Annotated in this window: 18 protein-coding genes and 3 rRNA genes; 14 read left to right on the top strand and 7 right to left on the bottom strand. The window is 68.7% G+C overall.

Features of this window, described 5'->3' with window-relative positions:
- Positions 1-62: 62 nt before the first annotated feature.
- Positions 63-1,019 (bottom strand): HhH-GPD family protein, encoded by a 957-nt coding sequence (locus tag ACSMXX_RS13020; RefSeq protein ID WP_473184185.1) that lies wholly within the window; start codon positions 1,017-1,019, stop codon positions 63-65.
- An 847-nt stretch (positions 1,020-1,866) separates the two neighbouring features.
- On the opposite strand from ACSMXX_RS13020, the gene ACSMXX_RS13015 reads away from it, so the two are divergent.
- Positions 1,867-2,277 carry a hypothetical protein gene (locus ACSMXX_RS13015; protein ID WP_473184184.1) on the top strand — a complete coding sequence of 137 codons (411 nt, stop codon included), beginning with the start codon at positions 1,867-1,869 and terminating at the stop codon, positions 2,275-2,277.
- Positions 2,278-2,492: 215 nt separating this feature from the next.
- On the opposite strand, the gene disA is transcribed toward ACSMXX_RS13015, so the two are convergent.
- Positions 2,493-3,620 carry a DNA integrity scanning diadenylate cyclase DisA gene (gene disA / locus ACSMXX_RS13010; RefSeq protein ID WP_473184183.1) on the bottom strand — a complete coding sequence of 376 codons (1,128 nt, stop codon included), beginning with the start codon at positions 3,618-3,620 and terminating at the stop codon, positions 2,493-2,495.
- A gap of 70 nt (positions 3,621-3,690) precedes the next feature.
- Positions 3,691-5,112: a DNA repair protein RadA gene (gene radA / locus ACSMXX_RS13005; RefSeq protein ID WP_473184182.1), complete on the bottom strand. Its 1,422-nt coding sequence runs from the start codon at positions 5,110-5,112 to the stop codon at positions 3,691-3,693.
- A gap of 242 nt (positions 5,113-5,354) precedes the next feature.
- Between radA and ACSMXX_RS13000 the strand changes: the two genes are divergently transcribed.
- Positions 5,355-7,247: a hypothetical protein gene (locus ACSMXX_RS13000; RefSeq protein WP_473184181.1), complete on the top strand. Its 1,893-nt coding sequence runs from the start codon at positions 5,355-5,357 to the stop codon at positions 7,245-7,247.
- A 114-nt stretch (positions 7,248-7,361) separates the two neighbouring features.
- Here the strand turns inward: ACSMXX_RS13000 and ACSMXX_RS12995 are convergent, their stop codons facing one another.
- The gene (locus ACSMXX_RS12995; RefSeq protein ID WP_473184180.1) at positions 7,362-8,360 is read right to left on the bottom strand and encodes a DUF3109 family protein; all 999 of its coding nucleotides are present in this window, start codon (positions 8,358-8,360) and stop codon (positions 7,362-7,364) included.
- Positions 8,361-8,408: 48 nt separating this feature from the next.
- Here ACSMXX_RS12995 and ACSMXX_RS12990 point away from each other — a divergent pair, with 48 nt between their 5' ends.
- Positions 8,409-9,341 carry a Ppx/GppA family phosphatase gene (locus ACSMXX_RS12990; protein ID WP_473184179.1) on the top strand — a complete coding sequence of 311 codons (933 nt, stop codon included), beginning with the start codon at positions 8,409-8,411 and terminating at the stop codon, positions 9,339-9,341.
- 6 nt (positions 9,342-9,347) lie between these two features.
- Here the strand turns inward: ACSMXX_RS12990 and ACSMXX_RS12985 are convergent, their stop codons facing one another.
- Positions 9,348-9,473, bottom strand: coding sequence for a hypothetical protein (locus tag ACSMXX_RS12985; RefSeq protein WP_473184178.1), 126 nt, complete (start codon positions 9,471-9,473; stop codon positions 9,348-9,350).
- A 26-nt stretch (positions 9,474-9,499) separates the two neighbouring features.
- Here ACSMXX_RS12985 and ACSMXX_RS12980 point away from each other — a divergent pair, with 26 nt between their 5' ends.
- The 4 genes from ACSMXX_RS12980 to ACSMXX_RS12965 all read left to right on the top strand — a co-directional run bounded on the left by ACSMXX_RS12980 (position 9,500) and on the right by ACSMXX_RS12965 (position 13,586).
- Complete coding sequence (locus ACSMXX_RS12980) at positions 9,500-10,339, top strand: sugar phosphate isomerase/epimerase family protein (RefSeq protein WP_473184177.1); 840 nt, start codon at positions 9,500-9,502, stop codon at positions 10,337-10,339.
- Entirely contained in the window at positions 10,336-10,956 is a 621-nt protein-coding gene (locus ACSMXX_RS12975; protein WP_473184176.1) for a TetR/AcrR family transcriptional regulator, read from the top strand. The genes ACSMXX_RS12980 and ACSMXX_RS12975 overlap by 4 nt, the downstream gene beginning before the upstream one ends.
- Before the next feature lie 305 nt (positions 10,957-11,261).
- Positions 11,262-13,109 (top strand): dihydroxy-acid dehydratase, encoded by a 1,848-nt coding sequence (ilvD, locus tag ACSMXX_RS12970; protein WP_473184175.1) that lies wholly within the window; start codon positions 11,262-11,264, stop codon positions 13,107-13,109.
- Positions 13,110-13,292: 183 nt separating this feature from the next.
- Positions 13,293-13,586, top strand: coding sequence for a hypothetical protein (locus tag ACSMXX_RS12965; protein ID WP_473184174.1), 294 nt, complete (start codon positions 13,293-13,295; stop codon positions 13,584-13,586).
- A 42-nt stretch (positions 13,587-13,628) separates the two neighbouring features.
- Here ACSMXX_RS12965 and ACSMXX_RS12960 read toward each other — a convergent pair whose 3' ends face one another.
- Together ACSMXX_RS12960 and ACSMXX_RS12955 are read right to left on the bottom strand one after the other, a co-directional pair.
- Positions 13,629-15,221, bottom strand: a complete 1,593-nt coding sequence (locus tag ACSMXX_RS12960) for a SulP family inorganic anion transporter (protein ID WP_473184173.1) — start codon at positions 15,219-15,221, stop codon at positions 13,629-13,631.
- Positions 15,222-15,474: 253 nt separating this feature from the next.
- Positions 15,475-15,849: a hypothetical protein gene (locus ACSMXX_RS12955; RefSeq protein ID WP_473184172.1), complete on the bottom strand. Its 375-nt coding sequence runs from the start codon at positions 15,847-15,849 to the stop codon at positions 15,475-15,477.
- Between the two features lie 208 nt (positions 15,850-16,057).
- Here ACSMXX_RS12955 and ACSMXX_RS12950 point away from each other — a divergent pair, with 208 nt between their 5' ends.
- The 7 genes from ACSMXX_RS12950 to ACSMXX_RS12920 all read left to right on the top strand — a co-directional run bounded on the left by ACSMXX_RS12950 (position 16,058) and on the right by ACSMXX_RS12920 (position 25,120).
- Positions 16,058-16,858 (top strand): ABC transporter ATP-binding protein, encoded by an 801-nt coding sequence (locus ACSMXX_RS12950; protein ID WP_473184171.1) that lies wholly within the window; start codon positions 16,058-16,060, stop codon positions 16,856-16,858.
- Between the two features lie 63 nt (positions 16,859-16,921).
- Positions 16,922-17,659, top strand: coding sequence for an ABC transporter permease (locus ACSMXX_RS12945; RefSeq protein ID WP_473184170.1), 738 nt, complete (start codon positions 16,922-16,924; stop codon positions 17,657-17,659).
- Between the two features lie 108 nt (positions 17,660-17,767).
- The gene (gene proC / locus ACSMXX_RS12940) at positions 17,768-18,577 is read left to right on the top strand and encodes a pyrroline-5-carboxylate reductase (protein WP_473184169.1); all 810 of its coding nucleotides are present in this window, start codon (positions 17,768-17,770) and stop codon (positions 18,575-18,577) included.
- A gap of 580 nt (positions 18,578-19,157) precedes the next feature.
- Positions 19,158-20,685: ribosomal RNA gene (locus tag ACSMXX_RS12935) — 16S ribosomal RNA — on the top strand.
- Positions 20,686-21,026: 341 nt separating this feature from the next.
- Positions 21,027-24,152 (top strand): 23S ribosomal RNA (locus ACSMXX_RS12930).
- Between the two features lie 122 nt (positions 24,153-24,274).
- Positions 24,275-24,391, top strand: a 5S ribosomal RNA gene (gene rrf / locus ACSMXX_RS12925).
- The 16S, 23S and 5S rRNA genes sit together here, the layout of an rRNA operon.
- An 81-nt stretch (positions 24,392-24,472) precedes the next feature.
- Positions 24,473-25,120, top strand: coding sequence for an HAD family hydrolase (locus ACSMXX_RS12920; RefSeq protein ID WP_473184168.1), 648 nt, complete (start codon positions 24,473-24,475; stop codon positions 25,118-25,120).
- Positions 25,121-25,158 lie beyond the last annotated feature (38 nt).

The raw sequence follows: 25,158 nt of genomic DNA, 5'->3' as shown, positions 1-25,158 counted from the left end.
GTCTTCGGTTCCGGCGCCGGCGCGGGCGCCGGTGCCGTTCCCGGCACCGGTGCCCGGCGGGGTCAGCTGAGCGGCAGCCGGTAGACCCCGCCCGGCAGCGGTTCGACCAGGCCGTCGGCCACCAGCCCGTCCAGGGCGCGTGCACGCTGGACGGAGTCGTTCCAGACGCGGTCCAGCGTGGACTGCGGCACCGGCGTCACCGCCTCGCGGAGCACGGCAAGCAGCTTGCCGCGTACCTGCCGGTCCGTGCCGGCGTACGTCTGGGTGCGGCGCGGCGGGTCGACGTGCTCGGGGGCGCCCGCGAGCTGCCACGCACACAGCTGCGCGATGGGGCATCGCGAGCAGTCAGGCGCGCGAGCGGTGCACACGAGCGCGCCGAGTTCCATCGTCGCCGCGGCCCAGCGTGCCGCCGTCGCCTCGTCCTCGGGGAGCATCGCGCGGGCCAGCTTGCGCTCCGCCGCGGTGGTGGCGTTCGGCGGGTACTGCCGGCCGCTGACCGAACGTGCGAAGACACGGCGCACATTGGTGTCCAGAACGGCGTGCCGCTGCCCGTAAGCGAAGGAGGCCACGGCCGCAGCCGTGTACTCGCCGACTCCGGGCAGCGCGAGAAGCTGTGCGTGCTCGCGCGGTACGTCGCCGCCGTGCCGTTCCGCTATGGCCGCTGCCGCACCGTGCAGGCGCAGCGCGCGCCGCGGGTAGCCGAGGCGGCCCCAGGCGCGCACGGCCTCACCGGGCGCTTCGGCGGCGAGGTCGGCGGGGCGCGGCCAGCGGCTGAGCCACTGCTCGTACACCGGCAGCACCCGGTTCACGGGTGTCTGCTGCAGCATGAACTCGCTGACCATGACCCCCCATGCGCCCGCCTCGGGGCGGCGCCATGGAAGGTCTCGGGCGTTCGCGTCGAACCATTCGACGACGGGGGAGTGAAGGGCGCGGGCGGTCTGCTCGAAGGAGCCGGAGGTCTCTGCCGGCTCGGGTCCGGGCTCGGGCTCGGAGGGTACGGTCTCGGTGGTCGCAGTCATGGCAGGACCGATCCTGACACGGCAGCTGCCGCCCGGGAAACGCGACGCACGGCCGACGGGTGTGGTCCTCAGACTCTTGCCTCCGACTCCGCCGCGCGTTGATGCCCCGCCGGCGCGGCGAGTTGAGGCTGGAAGGTGCGAAGTGGGCTGTGGCGCAGCCGAGATCGCAGCGTACGGACGTGGGGGAGGCTCTGCGCCGAAGCATGCGGAACGGTGGTGGACCCGGCGTGCCGTGCCGTCACATCAGCCGATGAGCGGTCTGTGCGCAGGGCTTTCGCGATTCCAGTACGGCTGTTCCGCGCGTTCATCATAAAAGTTGCCGCATCGTGCGACGGGTACGGGGTTTTGGGGCCGGTGTTGTCTCGTAAGGTTTCCGCGTGGGATCACTGCGTAATCCGATCGGCCCCCTCCCTTCCTCCATCTACTGGCGGCGAAGGGCAGTTGCTCTTGCCATCGTCGCGCTGCTGGTTCTGCTGACGGTCTGGGCGCTCGGCCTGGGCGGCGGTGACACCGGCAACCAGGGCCAGGGCGACGACGGCAAGCCCCCCGTCAGCACGATCACTCCGGGGCCGACGGATTCCGGCCCGGCCGTCACCGAACGCCCCGGCGGGCGCGACGAGTCGACGGAGGGCGGCGACTCCCAGGGCGCCTCCGGCAGCGGGGGCGAGGACGGCGGTTCCGGCGGAGCGGGCGGCGGGGGGCCGGACGGCGGCTCGGGCTGGCAGCCCGGCGGCAGCGGCTCAGCTGGTTCCGGGGCCGGTGGCGGTGACAGCGCGGGCGGCGGCTCCGGGGCGGAGAGGGCTCCGCCGGTTCGGGTGGCTCCGGAGGTTCCGGCGGAGGCGTGGCCGTGCCGGCCGACTCCAAGCTGCCGGACTGCGGCTCCGGCGTCACCGTGTCCCTGCGGAGCGTGCACGAGGAGTACGAGGCGGGTGAGGACCCGGAGTTCGAGCTGATCGCCAAGAACAAGCGCGGCACCGCCTGCAAGCTCGACCTGGGGGCCACCGCGTCGGTCGTCACGATCAAGAACGCCGGTGGCAAGAAGATCTGGGCCTCCGACGACTGCGTACGCGACGAGAAGCCGGCGCTCTTCCAGCTGCCCGCGAGCGGGACCACCACCCACACCTTCACCTGGTACCGCAAGGCCGGCGCCGCCAACTGCGGTACGCCGGCGAAGGGTTCGATCAAGGCCGGCGAATACGAGGTCGAGGTCGACGTCAACGGCCTGAAGAAACTGGACGCCTCCTTCGAACTGAAATAGGGGGCCCCTGGCTCCGGACGGGACCGCGGCAGCATGCGCGCGCCATGGCGCCGCGCGCCCCTGAGCGCCCCGGCGCACGCCGTCCTGGGGCCTTCAGCCCTGGGAACTTGAGTCCTGCGACATACCGTGCTGCGACGTACCGCGCTCGGACGTACCGCGCTGGGACGGGTGAGAGCCGAGCCGTCCAGTAGCCCTGGACGTGGCCGGCATGTGTCCTAGACGTACCGCTCCAGAATGCTGGACTCCGCGAGCCGCGAGAGGCCCTCCCGCACCGAACGGGCCCGTGCCTCGCCCACCCCGTCGACCGTCTGAAGATCGTCGACGCTCGCCGCGAGCAGCTTCTGCAGGCCGCCGAAGTGTTCGACGAGCCGCTCGATGACGGCGCCCGGCAGCCTCGGCACCTTCGCCAGCAGCCGGAAGCCGCGCGGGGAGACCGCCGAGTCCAGCGTTTCGGGCGCGCCGCTGTAGCCCAGTGCCCGCGCCACAGTGGGCAGTTCGAGCAGCTCGGAGTGTGTCAGCCGGTCCAGCTCGCTGAGGGCCATGCCGACCGTGCGTGAGCGGCGGCCGCTCGGCTCCGGCACATAGTCGCGCGCCACCAGTTCGCGCTCCGGGTCGACGCCCGCGATCAACTCGTCGAGCTGGAGGGAGAGCAGCCGTCCGTCCGTGCCCAACTCCACGACGTACTCCGCGATCTCCGTGGCGATGCGGCGGACCATTTCGAGGCGCTGTGCGACGGCGGAGACGTCGCGCACGGTCACCAAGTCCTCGATCTCCAGGGCGGAGAGCGTGCCGGCGACCTCGTCGAGCCGGAGCTTGTACCGCTCCAGGGTGGCCAGGGCCTGGTTGGCGCGGGAGAGGATCGCCGCCGAGTCCTCCAGCACGCGCCGCTGGCCGTCAACGTAGAGCGCGATCAGCCGCATCGACTGGCTGACCGAGACCACCGGGTATCCGGTCTGGATGGAGATCCGCTGAGCCGTGCGGTGCCGCGTGCCCGTCTCCTCCGTCGGGATCGAGGCGTCCGGCACCAACTGGACGCCCGCCCGGACGATCTTGGTGATGTCGCTGTCGATGATCAGCGCGCCGTCCAGCTTGCACAGCTCGCGCAGCCTCGTCGCGGTGAAGTCCACATCGAGGACGAAGCCGCCGGTGCACAGCGGTTCCACGTTCTTGTCCATGCCGAGAAGGATGAGTCCGCCGGTGTTGCCCCGCAGGACCCGCTCAAGGCCGTCGCGCAGGGCTGTACCGGGCGCCACCGCGCTCAGCGTGGCGCGCATCAGGCCCTCGGCACCGGATCCTCCCCCACCGGTCCTGCCGGGAGCTGCTGCCCGGTCATTGGCTGCCACGGCACTCCTTCGGTCGTTCGTGCGTACGGGCGGGACCGGGGCAAAGTCTACCGGCGGCGAGCGCCCCTCCCTACTGCGCTGGCGCGGCGGGACCCGGCTGGAGCGAGCCGGACGCCCTCGACCGTACGGGCAGCACCGCCAGGGCCTCCCCTATGTCCGCGACCTCGCGCACCCGCATGCCCTCCGGGATCCTGCCGGGGTCGGCCGGTACGAGGGCGTGCGTGAAGCCCAGGCGGGCCGCCTCCGCGAGCCTCCGCTGCACGCCCGTGACCCGCCGCACCTCGCCCGCGAGACCCACCTCGCCTATGGCGACCAGGTTCTTCGGGAGCGGGGTGTCGCTCGCCGCGCTCGCGAGCGCCAGCGCAATCGCGAGGTCGGCGGCCGGCTCGGAGAGCTTCACGCCGCCCACCGTCGCGCTGTAGATGTCCCGCTTGCCGAGAGCGCTGATCCGGCCGCGCTGCTCCAGCACCGCCAGCATCATCGAGACACGGGACGTCTCCAGGCCCGAGGTCGTGCGCCGCGGTGAGGGGATCTGACTGTCCACCGTCAGGGCCTGCACCTCCGCGACGAGGGGACGGCGGCCCTCCAGCGTCACCGTCAGGCAGGTGCCCGGCACGGGCTCGGCACGCCGGGTCAGGAACAGCCCCGAGGGGTCGGCGAGGCCGGTGATGCCCTCGTCGTGCAGCTCGAAGCAGCCGACCTCGTCGGTCGTCCCGTACCGGTTCTTCACGCCGCGCACCAGGCGGAGGCGCGCGTGCCGGTCCCCCTCGAAGTGCAGGACGACGTCGACGAGATGCTCCAGCAGGCGCGGCCCCGCGATCGAGCCGTCCTTCGTCACGTGGCCGACGAGCAGCGTGGACATGCCGCGTTCCTTGGAGACCCGGATGAGGGCGGCGGCCACCTCCCTCACCTGTGCGACTCCGCCCGCCGCGCCGTCGAGTTCGGGCGACGCGACGGTCTGTACGGAGTCCATGATCAGCAGGCTCGGCTTCACCTCGTCCAGATGGGCCAGGACGGCGGAGAGGTCCGTCTCCGCCGCGAGATAGAGGTGGTCGCCGATGGCGCCGATGCGGTCGGCGCGCAGCCGCACCTGGCCCGCGGACTCCTCGCCCGTGACGTAGAGCGTGTGATGGGCCTCGTCGGAGGCCTTGGCCGCCACGTCGAGCAGCAGCGTCGACTTGCCCACGCCGGGCTCGCCCGCGACCAGGACCACCGCGCCGGGCACGAGCCCGCCGCCGAGCACCCGGTCCAGCTCGGGGACGCCGGTGCTGCGCGCGGCGACCTGTGTGCTGTCCACCTGGCCGATGGGGAGGGCGGACGCCGAGACACGGCCGGGCGTGGTCGTACGCGCGGCGGGGGCACCGCCCGCCTCGTCGACCGTGCCCCATGCGTGGCACTCCGGGCAGCGGCCGAGCCACTTGGCGGTCTGCCAGCCGCACTCGGAACAGCGGTACGTGGGGCGGTCCTTGGCGGAGGGTTTGCGGGCAGCCATGGACGTCACCGTAGACGGCGGCACCGACATCGCCGGTACGGGCCGGAACGGGCACGGCCGCCCGCGCTCCGTCCGGTGGCCACCGCCCGGTCTCCGCGCCCCCGGACGTCACCCACGAGTGAACGGACTGGGCCCTTCGAGGTGCCGCACATCCCCTTTCGTGGGAGATGGTCACCCGTAAGGATTAAACCTGGGCAACTGGGTCCGCAGCGGAAGCGCCGCCCGCCTACCGTCTCCGGGTGATGAGCAGCAGGCGCGACCACCCCACGCACACCACCGGCGCCCACCGTGCGCACTCGGTGCGGCGGCCGAAGCGGCACCAGAGCTCCGGCCGGTCCAAGGTCTTCAGCAGAGCCGGAGCCTCGCCGGACGCCGCCACGAACGGCACGGCCCGGGCGGCGACTTCGGCCGTCGCCGACGGCACGGACGGCGGCACGTCCGGCACCGAGCGCACGGCGGGCGCCACCGCCGGCACGGTCCCCTCGCCCGCGGGCGGCCGCGGGCGTGCGGCCGCCGGGCGCACAACCGGCTCCGGCCCGGCCTCCGTTGCGACGGCCCAGGCCGGCACGGTGGCTGCGGACGAGTCGCCGGAGCGCGGCATGGCGCGCTACGAGCCGTACATGGACGGTCTGTTCACGTACTGCCTGTCGGTGATGTGTGAGCACGACTCGGCCATCAGCGCTGTCGGCGAAGCGCTCGTGCTCGCCCAACGGCAGCACGAGCGCGACCGCGCACCCTCCCGCCGCACCCTTCAGCGGCCGTGGCTGTACGCGCTCGCACGCTGGGTCTGCCTGCGCCGTCTGGCCGAGCAGAGCAGCCGTGACGCAGGCCGCGGCACGGTCGCGGCCACCGCTCCGCATCTGACCGACGCCGCCCGCACCCAGCGCCGCCGCGACCTCGCCGCCCTCGCGTGGCCCGAGGCCGCGGGCACCACGCCCGAGCAGCGTGAGGCCCTTGAACTGGCCGTACGGCACGGGCTGCCCGCGCACGAGGTCGCCGCCGTGCTTTCGCTGAGCGCCGAGGCCGCGAGTGTGCTGCTCTCCCAGGCCGCCTGCGAGGTGGAGCGCACCCGCGCCGCGCTCGCCGTCGTCAAGTCCGGTGGCTGCCCCGCGGTTTCGGGGCTCGCGGGGGAGGATCAGCTGCTGCTCGGTCCCGCCTTCCGCCGCGAGCTCGTGAAGCATGTGGACGAGTGCACGCACTGCCGCCGCGCCGCCGAGCGTGCCATGTCCGGGGTCGCCTGGCCCGGCACTGCCCCCGCGGGCACTGCGGTGCTGGCCGTGCTGGAGGCTCCGCGTCCGGCTGTCGAAGCGGCCGTGCTCGCAGTACGGCGTGCGCGCTGCAGGCACACCCCCCGCTTCGACAAGACCGGGTTCCCCGTGGAGATCAAGGACCGCAGCGCCCGCCGCGACAGGCTGCGCAGCAGGGCCGTGACCACCACGGTCGTGGCCACGGTCATCGCGGCTCCGGTGCTCGCGCTGTGGGCCGCCTACCGGGGAGCGCCGCTGACCGGCGAGTCCGAAGGCTCGTCCGTCTCTGCAGGGCGCGACGAGGAATCGGCCCTGCGTGGGCAGCCGTTCGAGAACGCCGCAGAAGACGGTGCGCGCACTCACGACGGCCACCGCAAGCACGACAAGGACGCCGACTCCAGGAAGAAGCACGGCCGTTCGGGCGCCGACGGCAGGGACGGCAAGGGCAAGGACGGCCGGGGCACAGGCGCCGGGAGACTGACGGTCGACGCCCGGCCCGTGTCGGGCGCGACCCTCATCAGGCTTACGGCGAGCGGCGGTTCACCCGTGCGCTGGTCGATGTCCGGTGACGCCTCGTGGCTGGCCTTCAGCCGTATGAGCGGTGTGCTGCGCCCCGGCGAGAGCACCACCGTCCGGGTCACCGTGCTGCGCAACCGCGAGCCGGCAGGGGCATGGTCGGCGCACATCCGGGTCGCGCCGTCGGGCGCGGTCGTCACCATCCAGGGCCGGGGCAGCGGGTCCACCTCCCCGACGCCGCCGCCGTCCGACGACCCGACGACGCCGCCCCCGTCCGACGACCCCACGACTCCGCCGCCGTCGGAAGATCCGAGCACCCCGCCGCCTTCGGATCCCCCCTCCTCCGGCGGCCCCAGCTCGTCACCCGCCTGACGCGACGGGCTCGACGAGCGCCGGCCGGCGCGGCTCAGGGCCGCGCCGGCGTCCTTGTGTCCGGAGCAGACAGCCGGCGCCCGTACGTTCAACGGACGCCTTGCGGCCCGCCGTTCAGCTCCGTGGCGGCCGCGGATCGGCCGGGTGAGGGGCCAGCAGCGGCAACGGTGCGAAGCGCGAGTCCGCGCGCGGATCGACGGCGTGCAGGCGCTGTTCGCACAGCTCTGCGAGGGTCTCGTACCCCGCCTCGCCCATCAGCTCGGTCAACTCCGGCCTGTACGAGAGGTATACGGGCTCGCCCGCCCCGTGAGCCGAGGGCGCCGAGGTGCACCACCAGTGCAGATCGTGGCCGCCCGGGCCCCAGCCCCGTCTGTCGTACTCGCCGATCGAGACGACCAGCACCTGCTCGCCGTCCGCCTGCTCGACCCACTCGAAGGTTCTGCGGATGGGCAGTTGCCAGCACACGTCGGGCTTCGTCTCGAGCGGTTCCCGCCCCTCCCGCAGGGCGAGCTTGTGCAGTGCGCAGCCCTGACCGCCGGAGAATCCGGGCCGGTTGTTGAAGATGCAGGCGCCTTCCCAGCGGCGCGTCTGCCGTTCCCCGTCGTCCTCGTCGTTCTCGACCCAGCCCGACTCCGTGCCCACGTCGTGGAACTGCCAGGTCTCCGGCGTCAGCCGCGCGACGTGCGAGGCCACACGCTCCTCGTCCTCCTCGTCGGCGAAGTGCGCCCCCAGCGTGCAGCAGCCGTCGTCCGCCCGGCCCTGGCGGATGCCGTGGCAGCCCTGCCCGAAGACGCAGTGCCAGCGCGAGGTGAGCCAGGTCAGATCGCAGCGGAAGACCTGTTCGTCGTCGGCGGGGTCGGGGAACTCCACCCACGCCCGCGGGAAGTCGAGGCCGGTCTCCTCGGTACGGGGGGCGGCGCCGTCCCGGTCGCCGACGGCCTCGTCACCGGCTTCGTCGCCCGCGCCCCATCCATCGGGACGGCGCGGTCCGCGAACCTCGTGAGCCCTCTGTGCCTCCTGGGCCTGTTGGGCCTGTTGGGCCTGTTGCCCGGGCTGTCCCGGCTTTGCCTGTCCGCCCTGCTTCCGGCGCTTCGCCGCTTTCGTCTTTCCCACGTGCCCCAGCGTAGCCGTGGTGACACCGGAAACGGCTAGCGTGACCGTATGAGACTCGGTGTCCTCGACGTGGGCTCTAACACGGTCCACCTTCTCGTCGTAGACGCGCATTCCGGCGCGCGCCCGCTTCCCGCCTACTCGCACAAGGCAGAGCTCAGACTCGCCGAACTCCTCGACAGCGAGGGCGCGATCAGCTCCGACGGAGTGGACCGCCTCGCCACCACCGTCGCCGATGCCCTGCGCGTCGCCGAGGACCAGGGTGTCGAGGACGTCCTCCCTTTCGCCACGTCGGCGGTGCGCGAAGCGGCCAACGCCGAGTACGTCCTCTCCCGCGTCGCCGAGGAGACCGGCGTCAAGCTGGAGGTGCTCACCGGCGAGGACGAGGCGCGGCTCACCTTCCTCGCCGCGCGCCGCTGGTTCGGCTGGTCCGTGGGCCAGTTGCTGCTCCTCGACATCGGCGGCGGCTCGCTGGAGATCGCCTTCGGGCAGGACGAGGAGCCGGACGCCGCCGTCTCGCTCCCGCTCGGCGCGGGCCGTCTCACCACCGGGTGGCTGCCGGGCGATCCTCCGGACACAGACGATCTGCGGGCGCTGCGCCGCCACGTACGGGCCGAGATCGCCCGTGTCGTCGGCGAGTTCAGCCGCTTCAACACGCCGGATCACGTGGTGGCCACGTCCAAGACGTTCAAGCAGCTCGCACGTATCGCGGGAGCGGCACGCACCGCCGAAGGCCCTTACGTCGACCGGCGGTTGAGCCACGCCGCGCTGGAGGAGTGGGTCCCGCGCCTCGCCGCGATGCCCTCGGCGGAACGGGCCGAGCTGCCCGGCGTCTCCGAGGGCAGGGCACGCCAACTCCTCGCCGGCGCCCTCGTCGCGGAGGGGGCGATGGATCTTTTCCGGGTCCAGGAGGCCGAAATCTGCCCCTGGGCCCTGCGCGAAGGCGTGATCCTGCGCCGCCTCGACCATCTGCGCGGCTCGTGAGATCGCTCACGGCGACCGCGGCCGTACGGGCGCGGACGCGGCGTCCGCGGGCCCGTGCGGCAGCGTCGTGACCAGCGGGACGACCAGCGGGTGTGCCGCAGTGGGGCGGTCTCCGGCTCCCGGGATGATCATCCGGCGGGAGCCTTAGGCTGTCTGCTGTGGTTCAACCTGCTGCGCGCGTCCCCGATGTGAAGGTCGCCCTGTCCACGGCCTCCGTCTATCCGGAGTCGACGGCGACGGCCTTCGAGATCGCCGCGCGCCTGGGCTACGACGGCGTCGAGGTCATGGTGTGGACGGACCCGGTCAGCCAGGACATCGAGGCACTGCGCCGCCTCTCCGACTTCCACGGCGTGCCCGTGCTCGCCGTACACGCCCCCTGTCTGCTGATCACTCAGCGCGTCTGGTCCACGGACCCCTGGGTGAAGCTCCAGCGCGCCCGCCAGGCGGCGGAGCGGCTCGGAGCGTCGACGGTCGTGGTGCATCCGCCCTTCAGATGGCAGCGCAACTACGCGCGGGACTTCGTGCGCGGGGTGTGGCGGATGGCGGGCGAGACGGATGTGCGCTTCGCCGTCGAGAACATGTTCCCCTGGCGCTACCGCGACCGCGAGATGCTGGCGTACGCGCCCGACTGGGACCCCACGCAGGACGACTACCGGCACTTCACGATCGACCTGTCGCACACCGCGACCTCGCGCTCGGACACCCTCGCCATGCTGGACCGCATGGGCGACCGGCTGGGCCACGTGCACATCGCCGACGGCAACGGCTCCAACAAGGACGAGCACCTGGTCCCGGGGCGTGGCACGCAGCCGTGCGCGGAGCTGCTCGAACGCCTCGGCGAGAACGGCTTCGACGGCCACGTCGTCGTCGAGGTCAACACCCGCCGGGCCATGTCGGCGGCCGAGCGCGAGACCGACCTCGCCGAGGCGCTCGCGTACACCCGACTTCACCTCGCGCCGGCAGCCGTAAGGGGCGCCTCCCCGCAGGGGCAGCGGTGAGCGCCGGGGGGCGGCCGGTACGCAGACGCGGCCGCCCCGCCTCCGCGCAGAAGACCGCGGGAGAGCCGGCGGCGCGGGACCGGATCCTGAGCTCGGCACGTACGGAGTTCGCCGAGCGCGGCTTCGAGAAGGCGTCGATCCGTGCGATCGCGCGCGGCGCCGGCGTGGACTCCGCCCTCGTGCACCACTACTTCGGTACCAAGGAGCAGGTCTTCTCCGCCGCCGTGCAGGGCGCGTTCGCGCCCGCGCTGGGCATTCCGGACCTGCTGCTCTCCGGCAACCCCGAGGAGTGGGGCGAACAGCTCGTCGGCTACATCTTCAGGATCTGGGAGGACGCCGTAACGCGTGATCCGCTGCTGGCCATCATGCGTTCCGCCGTCAACAACGAGACCGCCGCGTCCATCTTCCGGGGGCTCATCACACGCAACCTGCTGGAGCGCGTCGCAGGTGGCCTGGACAGGCCGGACCCGGAGCTGCGGGTGGAGCTGGCGATGGCCCAGCTCGTCGGCACGGCCATGCTGCGTTACGTGATCAAGGTCGAGCCGATCGCCTCCGCGCCGCCCGAGACCCTGATCCCGCGGCTGGCGCCCGTCGTGCAGCGGCATCTGACCGGCTGAGGCCCGGGCCGGTACGGCCCCGGCGCACCTGGGCGGGACGGATCCGGCGTACGAAGGCGGAGACGCCCCCGGCGCACCTGCACAGGACAGCCCCGGCGCACACTCGGCCCGTCGGTCTCAGCATGTGATCCCGTGGTCCGGATCACGGTCGTGGAGGCGTACCCTCGGGGGCCACCGATCGTGTGAGCCGTGCCCGGCCGGGCCGCCCCCGAGCCGAGGCGCCGCAGACGCAGGCGCCGGCCGGCCCGCACCGGACGACACAGCGTTCCGCCGGACGGCGAGCGCACCGTACGAGGAGTGCCACCATGCCCGAGCTGAGGTCCCGCACCGTCACCCACGGCCGCAACATGGCGGGCGCCCGAGCCCTCATGCAGGCCTCGGGCGTAGCGCGCGAGGACTTCGGCAAGCCGATCATCGCCGTGGCCAACAGCTTCACGGAGTTCGTGCCGGGCCACACCCACCTGCAGCCGGTCGGCCGGATCGTCAGCGAGGCGATCCACGCGGCCGGCGGCATCCCCCGTGAGTTCAACACCATCGCCGTCGACGACGGCATCGCCATGGGCCACGGCGGCATGCTCTACTCGCTGCCCTCCCGGGACCTGATCGCGGACTCGGTCGAGTACATGACGGAGGCGCACTGCGCCGACGCGCTGATCTGCATCTCCAACTGCGACAAGATCACGCCCGGGATGCTCAACGCCGCGATGCGCCTCAACATCCCCACCGTCTTCGTCTCCGGCGGCCCGATGGAGTCCGGCACGGCGGCCCTGGTCAACGGCACGGTCCGCAAGCTCGACCTGATCAGCGCCATCTCCGAGTCCGCGAACGAGAGCGTCTCGGACGAGGACATGCGCCGCATCGAGGACAGCGCCTGCCCCACCTGCGGCTCCTGTTCCGGCATGTTCACCGCCAACTCGATGAACTGCCTCACCGAGGCCATGGGCCTCTCCCTCCCCGGCAACGGCTCGGTGCTCGCCACCCACACCGCCCGCAAGGCGCTCTACGAGGACGCCGGGCGTACGGTCGTCGAGCTGGCCACGCGCCACTACGAGCAGGACGACGAGACCGTGCTGCCCCGCAGCATCGGCAGCCGCGCCGCCTTCGAGAACGCCATGGCCCTCGACATCGCCATGGGCGGCTCCACCAACACGATCCTTCACCTGCTGGCCGCCGCCCAGGAGGCCGAACTCGACTTCACCATGGCGGACATCGACGCGCTCTCCCGCTCGCTGCCCTGTCTGACCAAGGTCGCGCCGAACGGCACGTACTACATGGAGGACGTGCACCGCGCCGGCGGCATCCCCGCCATCCTCGGCGAGCTCTACCGTGCCGGGCTGCTCAACGAGGACGTGCACAGCGTGCACTCACCGTCGCTGGCCGACTGGCTCAAGAGCTGGGACATCCGCGGCGGCTCGCCCTCCGCGAAGGCCACGGAGCTCTTCCACGCCGCGCCCGGCTGCGTCCGTTCCGCTTCGGCGTTCTCGCAGTCCGAGCGCTGGGGCTCCCTCGACACGGACGCCGCGGGCGGCTGCATCCGCGACATCGAGCACGCCTACTCCCAGGAGGGCGGCCTCGCCGTCCTCTACGGCAACCTCGCCGAGAACGGCTGCGTCGTGAAGACGGCGGGCGTGGACGAGTCGATCCTGACCTTCACCGGGCCCGCCGTGGTCTGCGAGTCGCAGGAGCAGGCCGTCGAAGCCATCCTCGCCAAGCAGGTCAAGGAGGGCGACGTCGTCGTCATCCGCTACGAGGGGCCCAAGGGCGGTCCCGGCATGCAGGAGATGCTCTACCCCACGTCCTTCCTCAAGGGCCGCGGGCTCGGCAAGGCCTGCGCACTCATCACCGACGGACGTTTCTCGGGCGGCACTTCGGGCCTGTCCATCGGCCACGTCTCCCCGGAGGCGGCCGGCGGCGGCACGATCGCGCTCGTCGAGACCGATGACGAGATCGTCATCGACATCCCGAACCGCACCATGCGGCTGAACGTCCCCGACGCGGAACTCGACGCCCGCCGTGCCGCGCTGAACGGCGCCTACGCCCCCCGCGACCGCGAGCGCAAGGTCTCCACGGCCCTCCGTGCGTACGCGGCCATGGCCACCAGCGCCGACAAGGGCGCGGTGCGCGATCTGACTCAGCTCGGCGGCGGCAGCTGACCAGTCCGGCGCCGCCGTACGAACGACGTCCGGGTGCCTCCGCGGGGGCACCCGGAACCGTCTCGGGGAGAACCCTGACCGGCCCCCCATAATCACCGTTTTGTCTTTCCCGGCCTGACAGCCGTGTGCGCATCATCGGATGCGCGCACACGCCGTGCACCAGCCGGAGAAAGAGGCAGCGAAGTGAGTCAGTCACCGTTCGGCCTCGCGGCCGCCGACCCCGCCGGAGTCTGGGCAGCGGCCATCGGGACCGCGGGCGTGTTCGTCCTGCTGATCGTGCTCGTGTGGCAGATCGCCGCGACGTGGCGCGCCCGCATGCTCGCGGCCCGCGAGGAGCAGTACAAGGAGCTCGCCCGCAAGTACGCGGAACTGCTGGAGGACAACGTCGAGTTGCACCGGCGCAGCATCGAAGAGCTCACCACGGCACGGCGTTCCATCAACTCCATGGAGCAGAAGTTGATGCGCGAGGTCGAATGACCCCGGCCGGGACGGCCGCCTCCCGGGCTTCCGCCTCCCGCCTCACGGCGAGGAGTGCCGCGCACCCGCCGCGGTACCCGGGGAATCCGGAGCGGACGAGGAACCCGACGACCCCGAGGAACCCGAAGACCCCGGGGAACCCGGCGAACCCGAGGACCCCGAAGACGGCTCACCGGACGCCGAAGAGCCCGCCCCGGCACGGGAGTTGTGCTCCTCCTCCCACGCGGCCAGCGCCATCCCGCACGCGTGGTCGACGTGCCGCAGCCCCGCCAGATTGAGCTCCACGGCCCGGTCCCGCGGGAGAGCCTCCAGCTGGTCCAGCAGCTTGGGAAGCCGCAGGAAGGTCGCATTCCCCAGGACCCGTACGCGCAGCGCCTGACCCCTGCCCGCCTCCTCCGTCTCGACCTGTACGTGCGAGATCTCCCACGCCGACTTGACCACCGCCAGCAGCAGCCCGATCAGCACGCCCTCGAACATGTTGATCCCCACGATGGCGAAAGCCGTCACCGCCAGCACCACCGCCTCCGCCCGGTGCTCCCGCCACAGCGGCACGAACTCCCGTACCGGAATCAGCTTCCAGCCCGCGTGCACCAGCACCCCCGCCAGCGCGGCCACCGGAATGATCCCCAGCGCCCCCGGCAGCGCCGCCACGAAGAGCAGCAGCCACACCCCGTGCAGCACACGGGAGAGCTTGGTGCGCGCGCCCGCCGACACGTTCGCGGAGCTGCGCACGATGACGGCCGTCATCGGCAGTGCGCCCAGCGCGCCGCAGACCGTGTTGCCCGCGCCCTGCGCCATCAGCTCCTTGTCGTAATCCGTACGGGGACCGTCGTGCAGCCGGTCCACGGCTGCCGCGCTGAAGAGGGACTCGGCCGAGGCGATGAGCGTGAAGGCGAGGACGGACGCGGCCACGCCGAACGACAGCAGCGCCCCGAAGTCCTCCGCGCCGGGCGGCTGTACGGCCTCCAGCAGGCCCTGCACCCGTACGCGGGCGACGGGCAGGTCGAGCACGAAGGTCGCCGCGGTCGCCAGGCCGACGGCCGCCAGCGGTGCGGGCAGCACCTTCGACGCGCGCTGCCACTTCGGCCAGACGACGAGTACGGCGACGGTCCCCGTTCCCACCGCGGCCGCGGCCAGTGCGCCGCCCCCGCCGAGCAGTTCACCGGCGAGGCCGGGAAGGCCCATGATCTTCCCGGGCCCCCCGGCGGGCGCCTCAGCATCGGCGAGCGCGTACACCTGCCCGGCGATCAGCACCATCCCGATCCCCGCGAGCATGCCCTGCACGACGGAGACGGAGATCGCCCGGAACCATCTGCCGAGGCGCAGTGCGCCCATGGCCAGTTGCAGCAGTCCGGCGGCCAGCACGAGGACGCCGAGCACGCCGAGACCGTACGACTGCACGGACTCGTAGACGAGTACGGTCAGGCCCGCCGCAGGGCCGCTCACCTGGAGGCTGCTGCCCGGCAGCGCCCCGACGACGAGCCCGCCCACGATCCCGGTGACCAGGCCCAGTTCGGCAGGCACACCGGATGCGACGGCGATGCCGACGCACAAGGGCAGTGCGACGAGGAAGACGACAAGGGACGCGGTGACATCGGCCCGCAGGGTCGCGCGGGCCTTGAATTTCGTAGGCATGAGGCATCTCCAGCCCGCCGCGCCGGCCCACGGCGCACGGCGGCGCGGCGGGGCCCGGCGCGACAGGTCATAGGTGTCGCTGCACGGTTGGCTGAACGGTTCGCTGCACGAGGAGGGGAGGGGAGGGGAGGGGAGGGGAGCAGAAAGGGAGCGCGCGGGCGGCCGCGTCAGGCGGCGCGGTCCGGTCCGGCGGGCCCGGCCGGCCCGGTCCGAGCGCGAGCGCATGGGGACGCAGACGCGGCCGCGCGAGAGATCAGCAGCGGAACGTCTGATACAGCACGTGCAGGCCGACGGAACGGCCGCTCGGAGCGCCGTCACGCACGGTGACATTCTTGGAGTAGCAGTAGGTCGACCGCGTACGGAAATCGCAGTCGCACACATGTCCACGAGTCCCTGCGGGCGCCTTGACCCCGGCCGAGCGGCGCGGCCCGTGCCGCGGCTTGCTGTCGTCCTCGGCCGAGCCGGAATGCTCGTGCGGAAGCGTCGTGTACGAGACGGCCACCGGGACGGGACGCAGACCCTGCGCCGCGACCTGTGCGGATGCGCACTCCGCGCCCAGGAGGGTGGCGAGCAGCATGATCACGGCGCTGACGAATGCCCGTACACAGCTGCGTCCGTCCGCCGCCATCAAGCCTCCCTCGCGCCTCTCGCCCACCCGTTGACAGATGGCTTCATTGTGTCAATCGGTACGTGAACGTTTGCAAGTCGGCACATGCACTCCGCGTGAAAAGCGACGTACAGATGGCTGTATCCCGACCCCGTCCCGCGTGGTCCGGCGAAGGGAGCCGTCACCCGGCGCTTGACGCGGGCGAGCGGCCCGCCACACAATTCATCGCATGATGAATAAACGTCCCGCAGGGCCGGACGAGCGCGACGCCCACGGGCCGGCCCGTCCCGCCGTGCACGCGTCCCGCTTCAGCGTCGTCCGAGGTGGCCGGACGGTCGTCGACGACCTCACCTTCGACGTCCCCTCCGGCATCGTCACCGGCCTGCTCGGCCCGTCCGGCTGCGGCAAGTCCACGCTCATGCGTGCCATCGTCGGCACCCAGGCCAAGGTCACCGGCACCCTCGAAGTGCTGGGCCGCTCCGCCGGCTCGGCACCCCTGCGCGCACGCGTCGGCTACGTCACGCAGGACCCGTCCGTGTACGGCGACCTGACCGCGCGCCAGAACCTCGACTACTACGCCGCCGTGCTCGGAATCCCCCGCCGGCAGCGCGCCGAGGCGGTGGACCGGGCGTTGAGCGACGTGGACCTCACCTCACACGCCGACTCCCTCACCGGGAACCTCTCCGGAGGTCAGCACTCCCGCGTCTCGCTCGCCGTCGCCCTGCTCGGCTCGCCCGAGCTCCTGGTCCTCGACGAGCCGACCGTCGGCCTCGACCCGGTGCTCCGGCGCGACCTGTGGAACCTCTTCCACCGCCTCGCCGCTGAGAACGGCACCACCCTTCTCATCTCCTCCCACGTCATGGACGAGGCGGACCGCTGCCAGAACCTCCTGCTCATGCGCTCGGGCCGGCTGCTTGCCAACGAGTCGCCGGACGCCCTCCGCACCCGTACGCACACCGACTCGGTCGAAAGCGCCTTCCTGCACCTCGTGGACGAGGCCCGCAGGGCAGAGGCAGCAGCCGCCTCCTGACCCGGACCCCTGCCGGTCCCCCGACCCCGCCCTCTGGCCCCTGCACCGCGGAGAACACCTGCCATGAATCCGGCCCGGACCACCGCCACCGCCCGGCGCGTACTGCGCCAGCTCAGCCACGACCGCCGCACGATCGCCCTATTGCTGTTGGTGCCCGTCCTGCTCCTCGTCCTGCTCTACTACGTCTTCGACGCCGACCGGCGCGCCTTCGACGCCATCGGCGCCTCCCTGCTCGGCATCTTCCCGCTGGTGACGATGTTCCTGGTCACCTCCATCGCCACCCTCCGCGAACGAACCTCGGGCACCCTTGAGCGACTGCTGTCGATGCCGCTGGGGAAGGGCGACCTGATCGCCGGTTACGCACTGGCATTCGGCGTCCTCGCCGTCCTCCAGGCGTCCATCGCCACCGGCGTCGCCGTGTGGCTCCTCGACCTCGACTTCGCCGGTTCGCCCGGGATGCTGCTCCTGATCGCCCTGCTCGACGCCGTTCTCGGCACCGCCCTCGGGCTCTTCGTGAGTGCCTTCGCCACGTCGGAGTTCCAGGTGGTGCAGTTCATGCCGGCGATCATCTTTCCGCAGATCCTTCTCTGCGGCCTCTTCGCGCCGCGCGACACCATGCAGCCCGTCCTCGAGTACATCTCGAACGTGCTGCCCATGTCGTACGCCGTGGACGGCATGAACGAGGTGCTCCAGCACACCGACCCGACCGGCGAATTCGTACGGGACGCGGTCATCGTCGCGGGCTCGGCCCTCCTCGTCCTCCTCGTGGGCGCGGCGACCCTCCGGCGCCGTACGCCATGACCGTGCGGCCGCGCCCCATCCACCAGCCGGACGGCCGCGCCGCAGCTCACGTACCGGTGCGAGGATGAGAAGGAGCACGCGTACGCACTGGACGAGGTGAACCACCCCATGACCCAGAAAGTCGCCGTCCTCGGCACAGGCAAGATCGGTGAGGCTCTGCTCTCCGGAATGCTCAGGGGCGGCTGGTCACAGTCCAACCTCCTGGTCACGGCACGACGTCCCGAACGGGCCCGCGAACTGAGTGAACGACACGGCGTCGAGGCTGTGAGCAACACCGAGGCCGCCAAACGCGCGGACACCCTCATCCTCACGGTCAAGCCGCAGGACATGCCGACCCTCCTGGACGAACTGGCACCGCACACCCCCGCCGAACGTCTCGTCATCACCGGCGCCGCCGGCCTGCCGACGTCGCTCTTCGAGGAGCGCTTCCAGGCCGGCACCCCGGTGGTCCGTGTCATGACCAACACCCCAGCTCTCGTGGACGAGGCCATGTCCGTCGTCTCCGCGGGCACCCACGCCACGGAGGCCCATCTCGCCCTCGCGGAAGAGATCTTCAACGGCGTCGGCAAGACCCTCCGGGTCCCCGAGAGCCAACAGGACGCCGCCACCGCCCTGTCGGGCTCCGGGCCGGCCTACTTCTACTTCCTCGTCGAGGCGATGACGGACGCCGGCATCCTGCTCGGGCTCCCGCGTGACAAGGCTCACGACCTCATCGTCCAGGCCGCTATCGGCGCCGCCGCGATGCTCCGCGACAGCGGCGACCATCCTGTGACCCTGCGGGAGAACGTGACTTCGCCGGCAGGCACCACCATCAACGCGATCCGTGAGCTCGAGAACCACCGCGTGCGCGCCGCAGTCCTCGACGCCCTGGAGGCGGCACGCGACCGCAGCCGCGAACTGGCCGCCGGAAAGGGCTGATTCACCCTCGCCCGCCGTACGAGCCCCTGCCCGGAGCGGGTTTGGGGGACCTTCCGAGCGTGGTGTACGCTCCAACAGTTGCCGGTCAGCCGTCTCCATGGCTCCTCCGGCGACGCTCTTGCCGTTCGGCGGCAGTCTCTACTGAAGTGTTCTTCCCCGTCCTGCGGGGCTGTTTTTCGTGTGCTTGTGTGTGCGGAAATCAGTTCGGTGTGGGTTGTGTGGCGTCTCGATTTTGAGGTGTCGGGGGAGTTCCTCTAATGTGGCGGCCGCGTCGGAAGGCGCCCCCTCCCGGCAGGGGTTTCAGGATGGAAATCCGGTCCGTCAGGACCGGGAATTCGGATCTGATAGTGTCGGGTTTACCGAGAGGGAAGCGCCCGGAGTGGCCTGTGGCAGGGTTGTGATGGAAGCGTCCGTTCTTTGAGAACTCAACAGCGTGCTAAAAGTCAACGCCAGATATGTTGATACCCCGCATCCCGGGTTTTTGAGGGGTGTGGATTTCTTTGATGACAGCGAGGGTGCTGGCATGCCGGGATTATTCCTCCTGGTTGTGCCGCTCTTTGTGGTTTGTCTTTTTGAGGCATTCACGGAGAGTTTGATCCTGGCTCAGGACGAACGCTGGCGGCGTGCTTAACACATGCAAGTCGAACGATGAACCGGTTTCGGCCGGGGATTAGTGGCGAACGGGTGAGTAACACGTGGGCAATCTGCCCTGCACTTCGGGACAAGCCCTGGAAACGGGGTCTAATACCGTATGGGACTGCCGGGCGCATGCTCTGGTGGTGGAAAGCTTCGGCGGTGCAGGATGAGCCCGCGGCCTATCAGCTTGTTGGTGGGGTGATGGCCTACCAAGGCGACGACGGGTAGCCGGCCTGAGAGGGCGACCGGCCACACTGGGACTGAGACACGGCCCAGACTCCTACGGGAGGCAGCAGTGGGGAATATTGCACAATGGGCGGAAGCCTGATGCAGCGACGCCGCGTGAGGGATGACGGCCTTCGGGTTGTAAACCTCTTTCAGCAGGGAAGAAGCGTGAGTGACGGTACCTGCAGAAGAAGCACCGGCTAACTACGTGCCAGCAGCCGCGGTAATACGTAGGGTGCAAGCGTTGTCCGGAATTATTGGGCGTAAAGAGCTCGTAGGCGGCTTGTCGCGTCGGATGTGAAAGCCCGGGGCTTAACCCTGGGTCTGCATTCGATACGGGCAGGCTGGAGTTCGGTAGGGGAGATCGGAATTCCTGGTGTAGCGGTGAAATGCGCAGATATCAGGAGGAACACCGGTGGCGAAGGCGGATCTCTGGGCCGATACTGACGCTGAGGAGCGAAAGCATGGGGAGCGAACAGGATTAGATACCCTGGTAGTCCATGCCGTAAACGTTGGGCACTAGGTGTGGGCGACATTCCACGTTGTCCGTGCCGCAGCTAACGCATTAAGTGCCCCGCCTGGGGAGTACGGCCGCAAGGCTAAAACTCAAAGGAATTGACGGGGGCCCGCACAAGCGGCGGAGCATGTGGCTTAATTCGACGCAACGCGAAGAACCTTACCAAGGCTTGACATACACCGGAAAACCCTGGAGACAGGGTCCCCCTTGTGGTCGGTGTACAGGTGGTGCATGGCTGTCGTCAGCTCGTGTCGTGAGATGTTGGGTTAAGTCCCGCAACGAGCGCAACCCTTGTCTCGTGTTGCCAGCAGGCCCTTGTGGTGCTGGGGACTCACGGGAGACTGCCGGGGTCAACTCGGAGGAAGGTGGGGACGACGTCAAGTCATCATGCCCCTTATGTCTTGGGCTGCACACGTGCTACAATGGCCGGTACAATGAGTGGCGATGCCGTGAGGTGGAGCGAATCTCAAAAAGCCGGTCTCAGTTCGGATTGGGGTCTGCAACTCGACCCCATGAAGTCGGAGTCGCTAGTAATCGCAGATCAGCATTGCTGCGGTGAATACGTTCCCGGGCCTTGTACACACCGCCCGTCACGTCACGAAAGTCGGTAACACCCGAAGCCGGTGGCCCAACCCCTTGTGGGAGGGAGCCGTCGAAGGTGGGACTGGCGATTGGGACGAAGTCGTAACAAGGTAGCCGTACCGGAAGGTGCGGCTGGATCACCTCCTTTCTAAGGAGCATGTGGCGACAGGGTTCACCTCCCGTTCGGAGGTCCTGCCGTCCAGAGCCATTTCGTCGGCGAATGTCCGACGGTGGTCTGCTCATGGGTGGAACGTTGACTATTCGGTCTGCTGTCGCGGGCCTGTCATCCAAGTACTGCCTCGTCTTCGGTCGGGGTGTGGAACGGAGGACGGGCCGGTGGCGGGGGCCGGGCGCGCTGTTGGGTGTCTGAGAGTACGGCCGTGTGGTCGTGGGTCTCTTGGTGCCGGCCCTGGTGTACTGCGTCTGTGGGCGTGGGTGGTGGGTGGCTGGTTGTTGTTTGAGAACTGGACAGTGGACGCGAGCATCTGTGGCCAAGTTTTTAAGGGCGCACGGTGGATGCCTTGGCACCAGGAACCGATGAAGGACGTGGGAGGCCGCGATAGGCCCCGGGGAGTTGTCAACCGAGCTGTGATCCGGGGGTGTCCGAATGGGGAAACCCGGCAGTCGTCATGGGCTGTCACCTGCATCTGAATGTATAGGGTGTGTGGAGGGAACGCGGGGAAGTGAAACATCTCAGTACCCGCAGGAAGAGAAAACAACCGTGATTCCGGGAGTAGTGGCGAGCGAAACTGGATGAGGCTAAACCGTATGTGTGTGAGACCCGGCAGGGGTTGCATGTACGGGGTTGTGGGATCTCTCTTTTCATGGTCTGCCGGCTGTGAGGCGAGTGAGAAACCGTTTGTGTAGGCGAAGGGTATGCGAAAGGCCCGGCGTAGAGGGTAAGACCCCCGTAGCTGAAACATGAGCGGCTTGTTGGAGAGACACCCGAGTAGCATGGGGCCCGAGAAATCCTGTGTGAATCTGGCGGGACCACCCGTCAAGCCTAAATATTCCCTGGTGACCGATAGCGGATAGTACCGTGAGGGAATGGTGAAAAGTACCGCGGGAGCGGAGTGAAAGAGTACCTGAAACCGTGTGCCTACAAGCCGTGGGAGCGTCGCGTGCCAAGCTTGCTTGGTGCGTCGTGACTGCGTGCCTTTTGAAGAATGAGCCTGCGAGTTTGCGGCATGTTGCGAGGTTAACCCGTGTGGGGGAGCCGTAGCGAAAGCGAGTCCGAAGAGGGCGTTTAGTAGCGTGTTCAAGACCCGAAGCGGAGTGATCTAGCCATGGGCAGGGTGAAGCGGAGGTAAGACTTCGTGGAGGCCCGAACCCACCAGGGTTGAAAACCTGGGGGATGACCTGTGGTTAGGGGTGAAAGGCCAATCAAACTCCGTGATAGCTGGTTCTCCCCGAAATGCATTTAGGTGCAGCGTCGTGTGTTTCTTGCCGGAGGTAGAGCACTGGATAGGCGATGGGCCCTACCGGGTTACTGACCTTAGCCAAACTCCGAATGCCGGTAAGTGAGAGCGCGGCAGTGAGACTGTGGGGGATAAGCTCCATGGTCGAGAGGGAAACAGCCCAGAGCATCGACTAAGGCCCCTAAGCGTGTGCTAAGTGGGAAAGGATGTGGAGTCGCAGAGACAACCAGGAGGTTGGCTTAGAAGCAGCCATCCTTGAAAGAGTGCGTAATAGCTCACTGGTCAAGTGATTCCGCGCCGACAATGTAGCGGGGCTCAAGCACACCGCCGACGTCGTGTCACTCATATGTGAGCCCTAACGGGTGTGTGGGTGGGTAGGGGAGCGTCGTGTGCCGGGTGAAGCAGCCGTGTAAGCGAGTTGTGGACGGTATGCGAGTGAGAATGCAGGCATGAGTAGCGATACATACGTGAGAAACGTGTGCGCCGATTGACTAAGGGTTCCTGGGTCAAGCTGATCTGCCCAGGGTAAGTCGGGTCCTAAGGCGAGGCCGACAGGCGTAGTCGATGGATAACCGGTTGATATTCCGGTACCCGTGGCAGTGCGCCAGCGCTGAATCAGGTGATGCTAAGCCCGTGAAGCCCCCTGCGGTGTCCTTCGGGATGCTGTGGGTGTGGTGGAGCCGGCGGTCCGAGTCTGTAGTAGGTGAGTGATGGGGTGACGCAGGAAGGTAGTCCAGCCCGGGCGGTGGTTGTCCCGGGGTAAGGGTGTAGGGCGTCATGCAGGTAAATCCGCATGACATGGGCCTGAGACCTGATGCCGAGCCGATTGTGGTGAAGTGGATGATCCTATGCTGTCGAGAAAAGCCTCTAGCGAGTGCTGTTGCGGCCCGTACCCTAAACCGACTCAGGTGGTCTGGTAGAGAATACCGAGGCGTTCGGGTGAACTATGGTTAAGGAACTCGGCAAAATGCCCCCGTAACTTCGGGAGAAGGGGGGCCACGGCTGGTGATCCCACGTGCTGGGGGAGCTGGTGGTGGCCGCAGAGACCAGCGAGAAGCGACTGTTTACTAAAAACACAGGTCCGTGCGAAGCCGTAAGGCGATGTATACGGACTGACGCCTGCCCGGTGCTGGAACGTTAAGGGGACCGGTTAGTCACATTTCGGTGTGGCGAAGCTGAGAACTTAAGCGCCAGTAAACGGCGGTGGTAACTATAACCATCCTAAGGTAGCGAAATTCCTTGTCGGGTAAGTTCCGACCTGCACGAATGGCGTAACGACTTCTTGACTGTCTCAACCATAGGCCCGGTGAAATTGCACTACGAGTAAAGATGCTCGTTTCGCGCAGCAGGACGGAAAGACCCCGGGACCTTTACTATAGCTTGATATTGGTGTTCGGTTCGGTTTGTGTAGGATAGGTGGGAGACTGTGAAGCATTCGCGCCAGCGGGTGTGGAGTCGTTGTTGAAATACCACTCTGATCGTGCTGGATGTCTAACCTGGGTCCGTGATCCGGATCAGGGACAGTGTCTGGTGGGTAGTTTAACTGGGGCGGTTGCCTCCTAAAATGTAACGGAGGCGCCCAAAGGTTCCCTCAGCCTGGTTGGTCATCAGGTGGTGAGTGTAAGTGCACAAGGGAGCTTGACTGTGAGACTGACGGGTCGAGCAGGGACGAAAGTCGGGACTAGTGATCCGGCGGTGGCTTGTGGAAGCGCCGTCGCTCAACGGATAAAAGGTACCCCGGGGATAACAGGCTGATCTTCCCCAAGAGTCCATATCGACGGGATGGTTTGGCACCTCGATGTCGGCTCGTCGCATCCTGGGGCTGGAGTCGGTCCCAAGGGTTGGGCTGTTCGCCCATTAAAGCGGTACGCGAGCTGGGTTTAGAACGTCGTGAGACAGTTCGGTCCCTATCCGCTGCGCGCGTAGGAGTCTTGAGAAGGGCTGTCCCTAGTACGAGAGGACCGGGACGGACGGACCTCTGGTGTGCCAGTTGTTCTGCCAAGAGCATGGCTGGTTGGCTACGTTCGGGAGGGATAACCGCTGAAAGCATCTAAGCGGGAAGCCTGCTTCGAGATGAGGACTCCCACCCCCTGTGTGGGGTTAAGGCTCCCGGGAGATGACCGGGTTGATAGGCCGGATATGGAAGACCCGTGAGGGTTGGAGTTGACCGGTACTAATAAGCCGAGGGCTTGACCACATGTGCTACGCGTCCACTGTGCGGTATCTGAAACAACAACCGTTGACAGATACAATTGAACAGCGTTGTTGCTGACACGCAAAGATTTCCCCGGTGCCGGATACGGTTTTTCCGGGGTGTGTTTCGGTGGTCATAGCGTGAGGGAAACGCCCGGTCACATTCCGAACCCGGAAGCTAAGCCTTACTGCGCCGATGGTACTGCATGCGGGAGCGTGTGGGAGAGTAGGACACCGCCGAACTACCAGTAGAAGAAGCCCCGTTGGAATGGGAACACAACCCACACCAACGGGGCTTCTTCATGTGCCCGTACAGTTGCGCGTATGGGCAGCTATGACGTGGTCGTCTTCGACAACGACGGCGTGCTGGTGGACAGCGAGCCGATCTCCAACCGCGTACTCGCCGAATATCTGACGGAGTTGGGGCATCCGACGACATTCGAGGAGTCGGTCCGCGACTACATGGGTGCGGCCGTGCACCGCATTCACGACCTGGTGCACGAGCGTTCGGGACGTCGGTTGCCCGGTGACTTCGACGAGACTTTCCACGGGCGGGTGTTCAGCGCGTTCCGCAGCGAGCTGAGGGCCGTCGACGGTGTGCACGAGGTGCTCTCGGAGCTGGATGCGGCCGGCGTGCCGTACTGCGTCGCCTCGTCCGGCAGCCATGAGCGGATCAGAGTGGCCCTGCGGAAGACGGGCCTGTACGAACGCTTCGGCGAGGGCCGCATCTTCAGCGCGCAGGACGTCGGGAAGGGCAAGCCGGCGCCGGACCTCTTTCTGCTCGCCGCCGAGAAGATGGGCGTGCGGCCCGAGCGCTGTGCCGTCGTCGAGGACAGCCCGCTGGGTGTGCAGGCCGCCCTCGCCGCAGGCATGGACGTCTACGCGTACGCGGCCATGACGCCTCCCGAGAGACTGTCCGGAGCCGGTGCCTGCTTCTCCCGCATGGAAGAGCTGGCTGCGTTGATCGCGTAACCGGCTGAGTGGCCTCCTCGGTGGGTGCCGGTACCGGG

This window comes from Streptomyces sp. DSM 116795 (genome assembly GCF_055792905.1).
Note: the sequence above shows the minus strand (reverse complement) of the source record. Positions and strands in the feature narration are given on the sequence as shown.

Excerpts from the sequence above, each read along its gene's own strand:
- ACSMXX_RS13020 (WP_473184185.1), bottom strand. The coding sequence starts at position 1,019 with ATGACTGCGACCACCGAGACCGTACCCTCCGAGCCCGAGCCCGGACCC.
- radA (WP_473184182.1), bottom strand. The coding sequence starts at position 5,112 with ATGGCTGCCCGCAAACCCTCCGCCAAGGACCGCCCCACGTACCGCTGT.
- ACSMXX_RS13000 (WP_473184181.1), top strand. The coding sequence starts at position 5,355 with ATGAGCAGCAGGCGCGACCACCCCACGCACACCACCGGCGCCCACCGT.
- ACSMXX_RS12990 (WP_473184179.1), top strand. The coding sequence starts at position 8,409 with ATGAGACTCGGTGTCCTCGACGTGGGCTCTAACACGGTCCACCTTCTC.
- ACSMXX_RS12985 (WP_473184178.1), bottom strand. The coding sequence starts at position 9,473 with ATGATCATCCCGGGAGCCGGAGACCGCCCCACTGCGGCACACCCGCTG.
- ilvD (WP_473184175.1), top strand. The coding sequence starts at position 11,262 with ATGCCCGAGCTGAGGTCCCGCACCGTCACCCACGGCCGCAACATGGCG.
- ACSMXX_RS12960 (WP_473184173.1), bottom strand. The coding sequence starts at position 15,221 with ATGCCTACGAAATTCAAGGCCCGCGCGACCCTGCGGGCCGATGTCACC.
- ACSMXX_RS12955 (WP_473184172.1), bottom strand. The coding sequence starts at position 15,849 with ATGGCGGCGGACGGACGCAGCTGTGTACGGGCATTCGTCAGCGCCGTG.
- ACSMXX_RS12950 (WP_473184171.1), top strand. The coding sequence starts at position 16,058 with ATGATGAATAAACGTCCCGCAGGGCCGGACGAGCGCGACGCCCACGGG.
- ACSMXX_RS12945 (WP_473184170.1), top strand. The coding sequence starts at position 16,922 with ATGAATCCGGCCCGGACCACCGCCACCGCCCGGCGCGTACTGCGCCAG.
- proC (WP_473184169.1), top strand. The coding sequence starts at position 17,768 with ATGACCCAGAAAGTCGCCGTCCTCGGCACAGGCAAGATCGGTGAGGCT.
- ACSMXX_RS12920 (WP_473184168.1), top strand. The coding sequence starts at position 24,473 with ATGGGCAGCTATGACGTGGTCGTCTTCGACAACGACGGCGTGCTGGTG.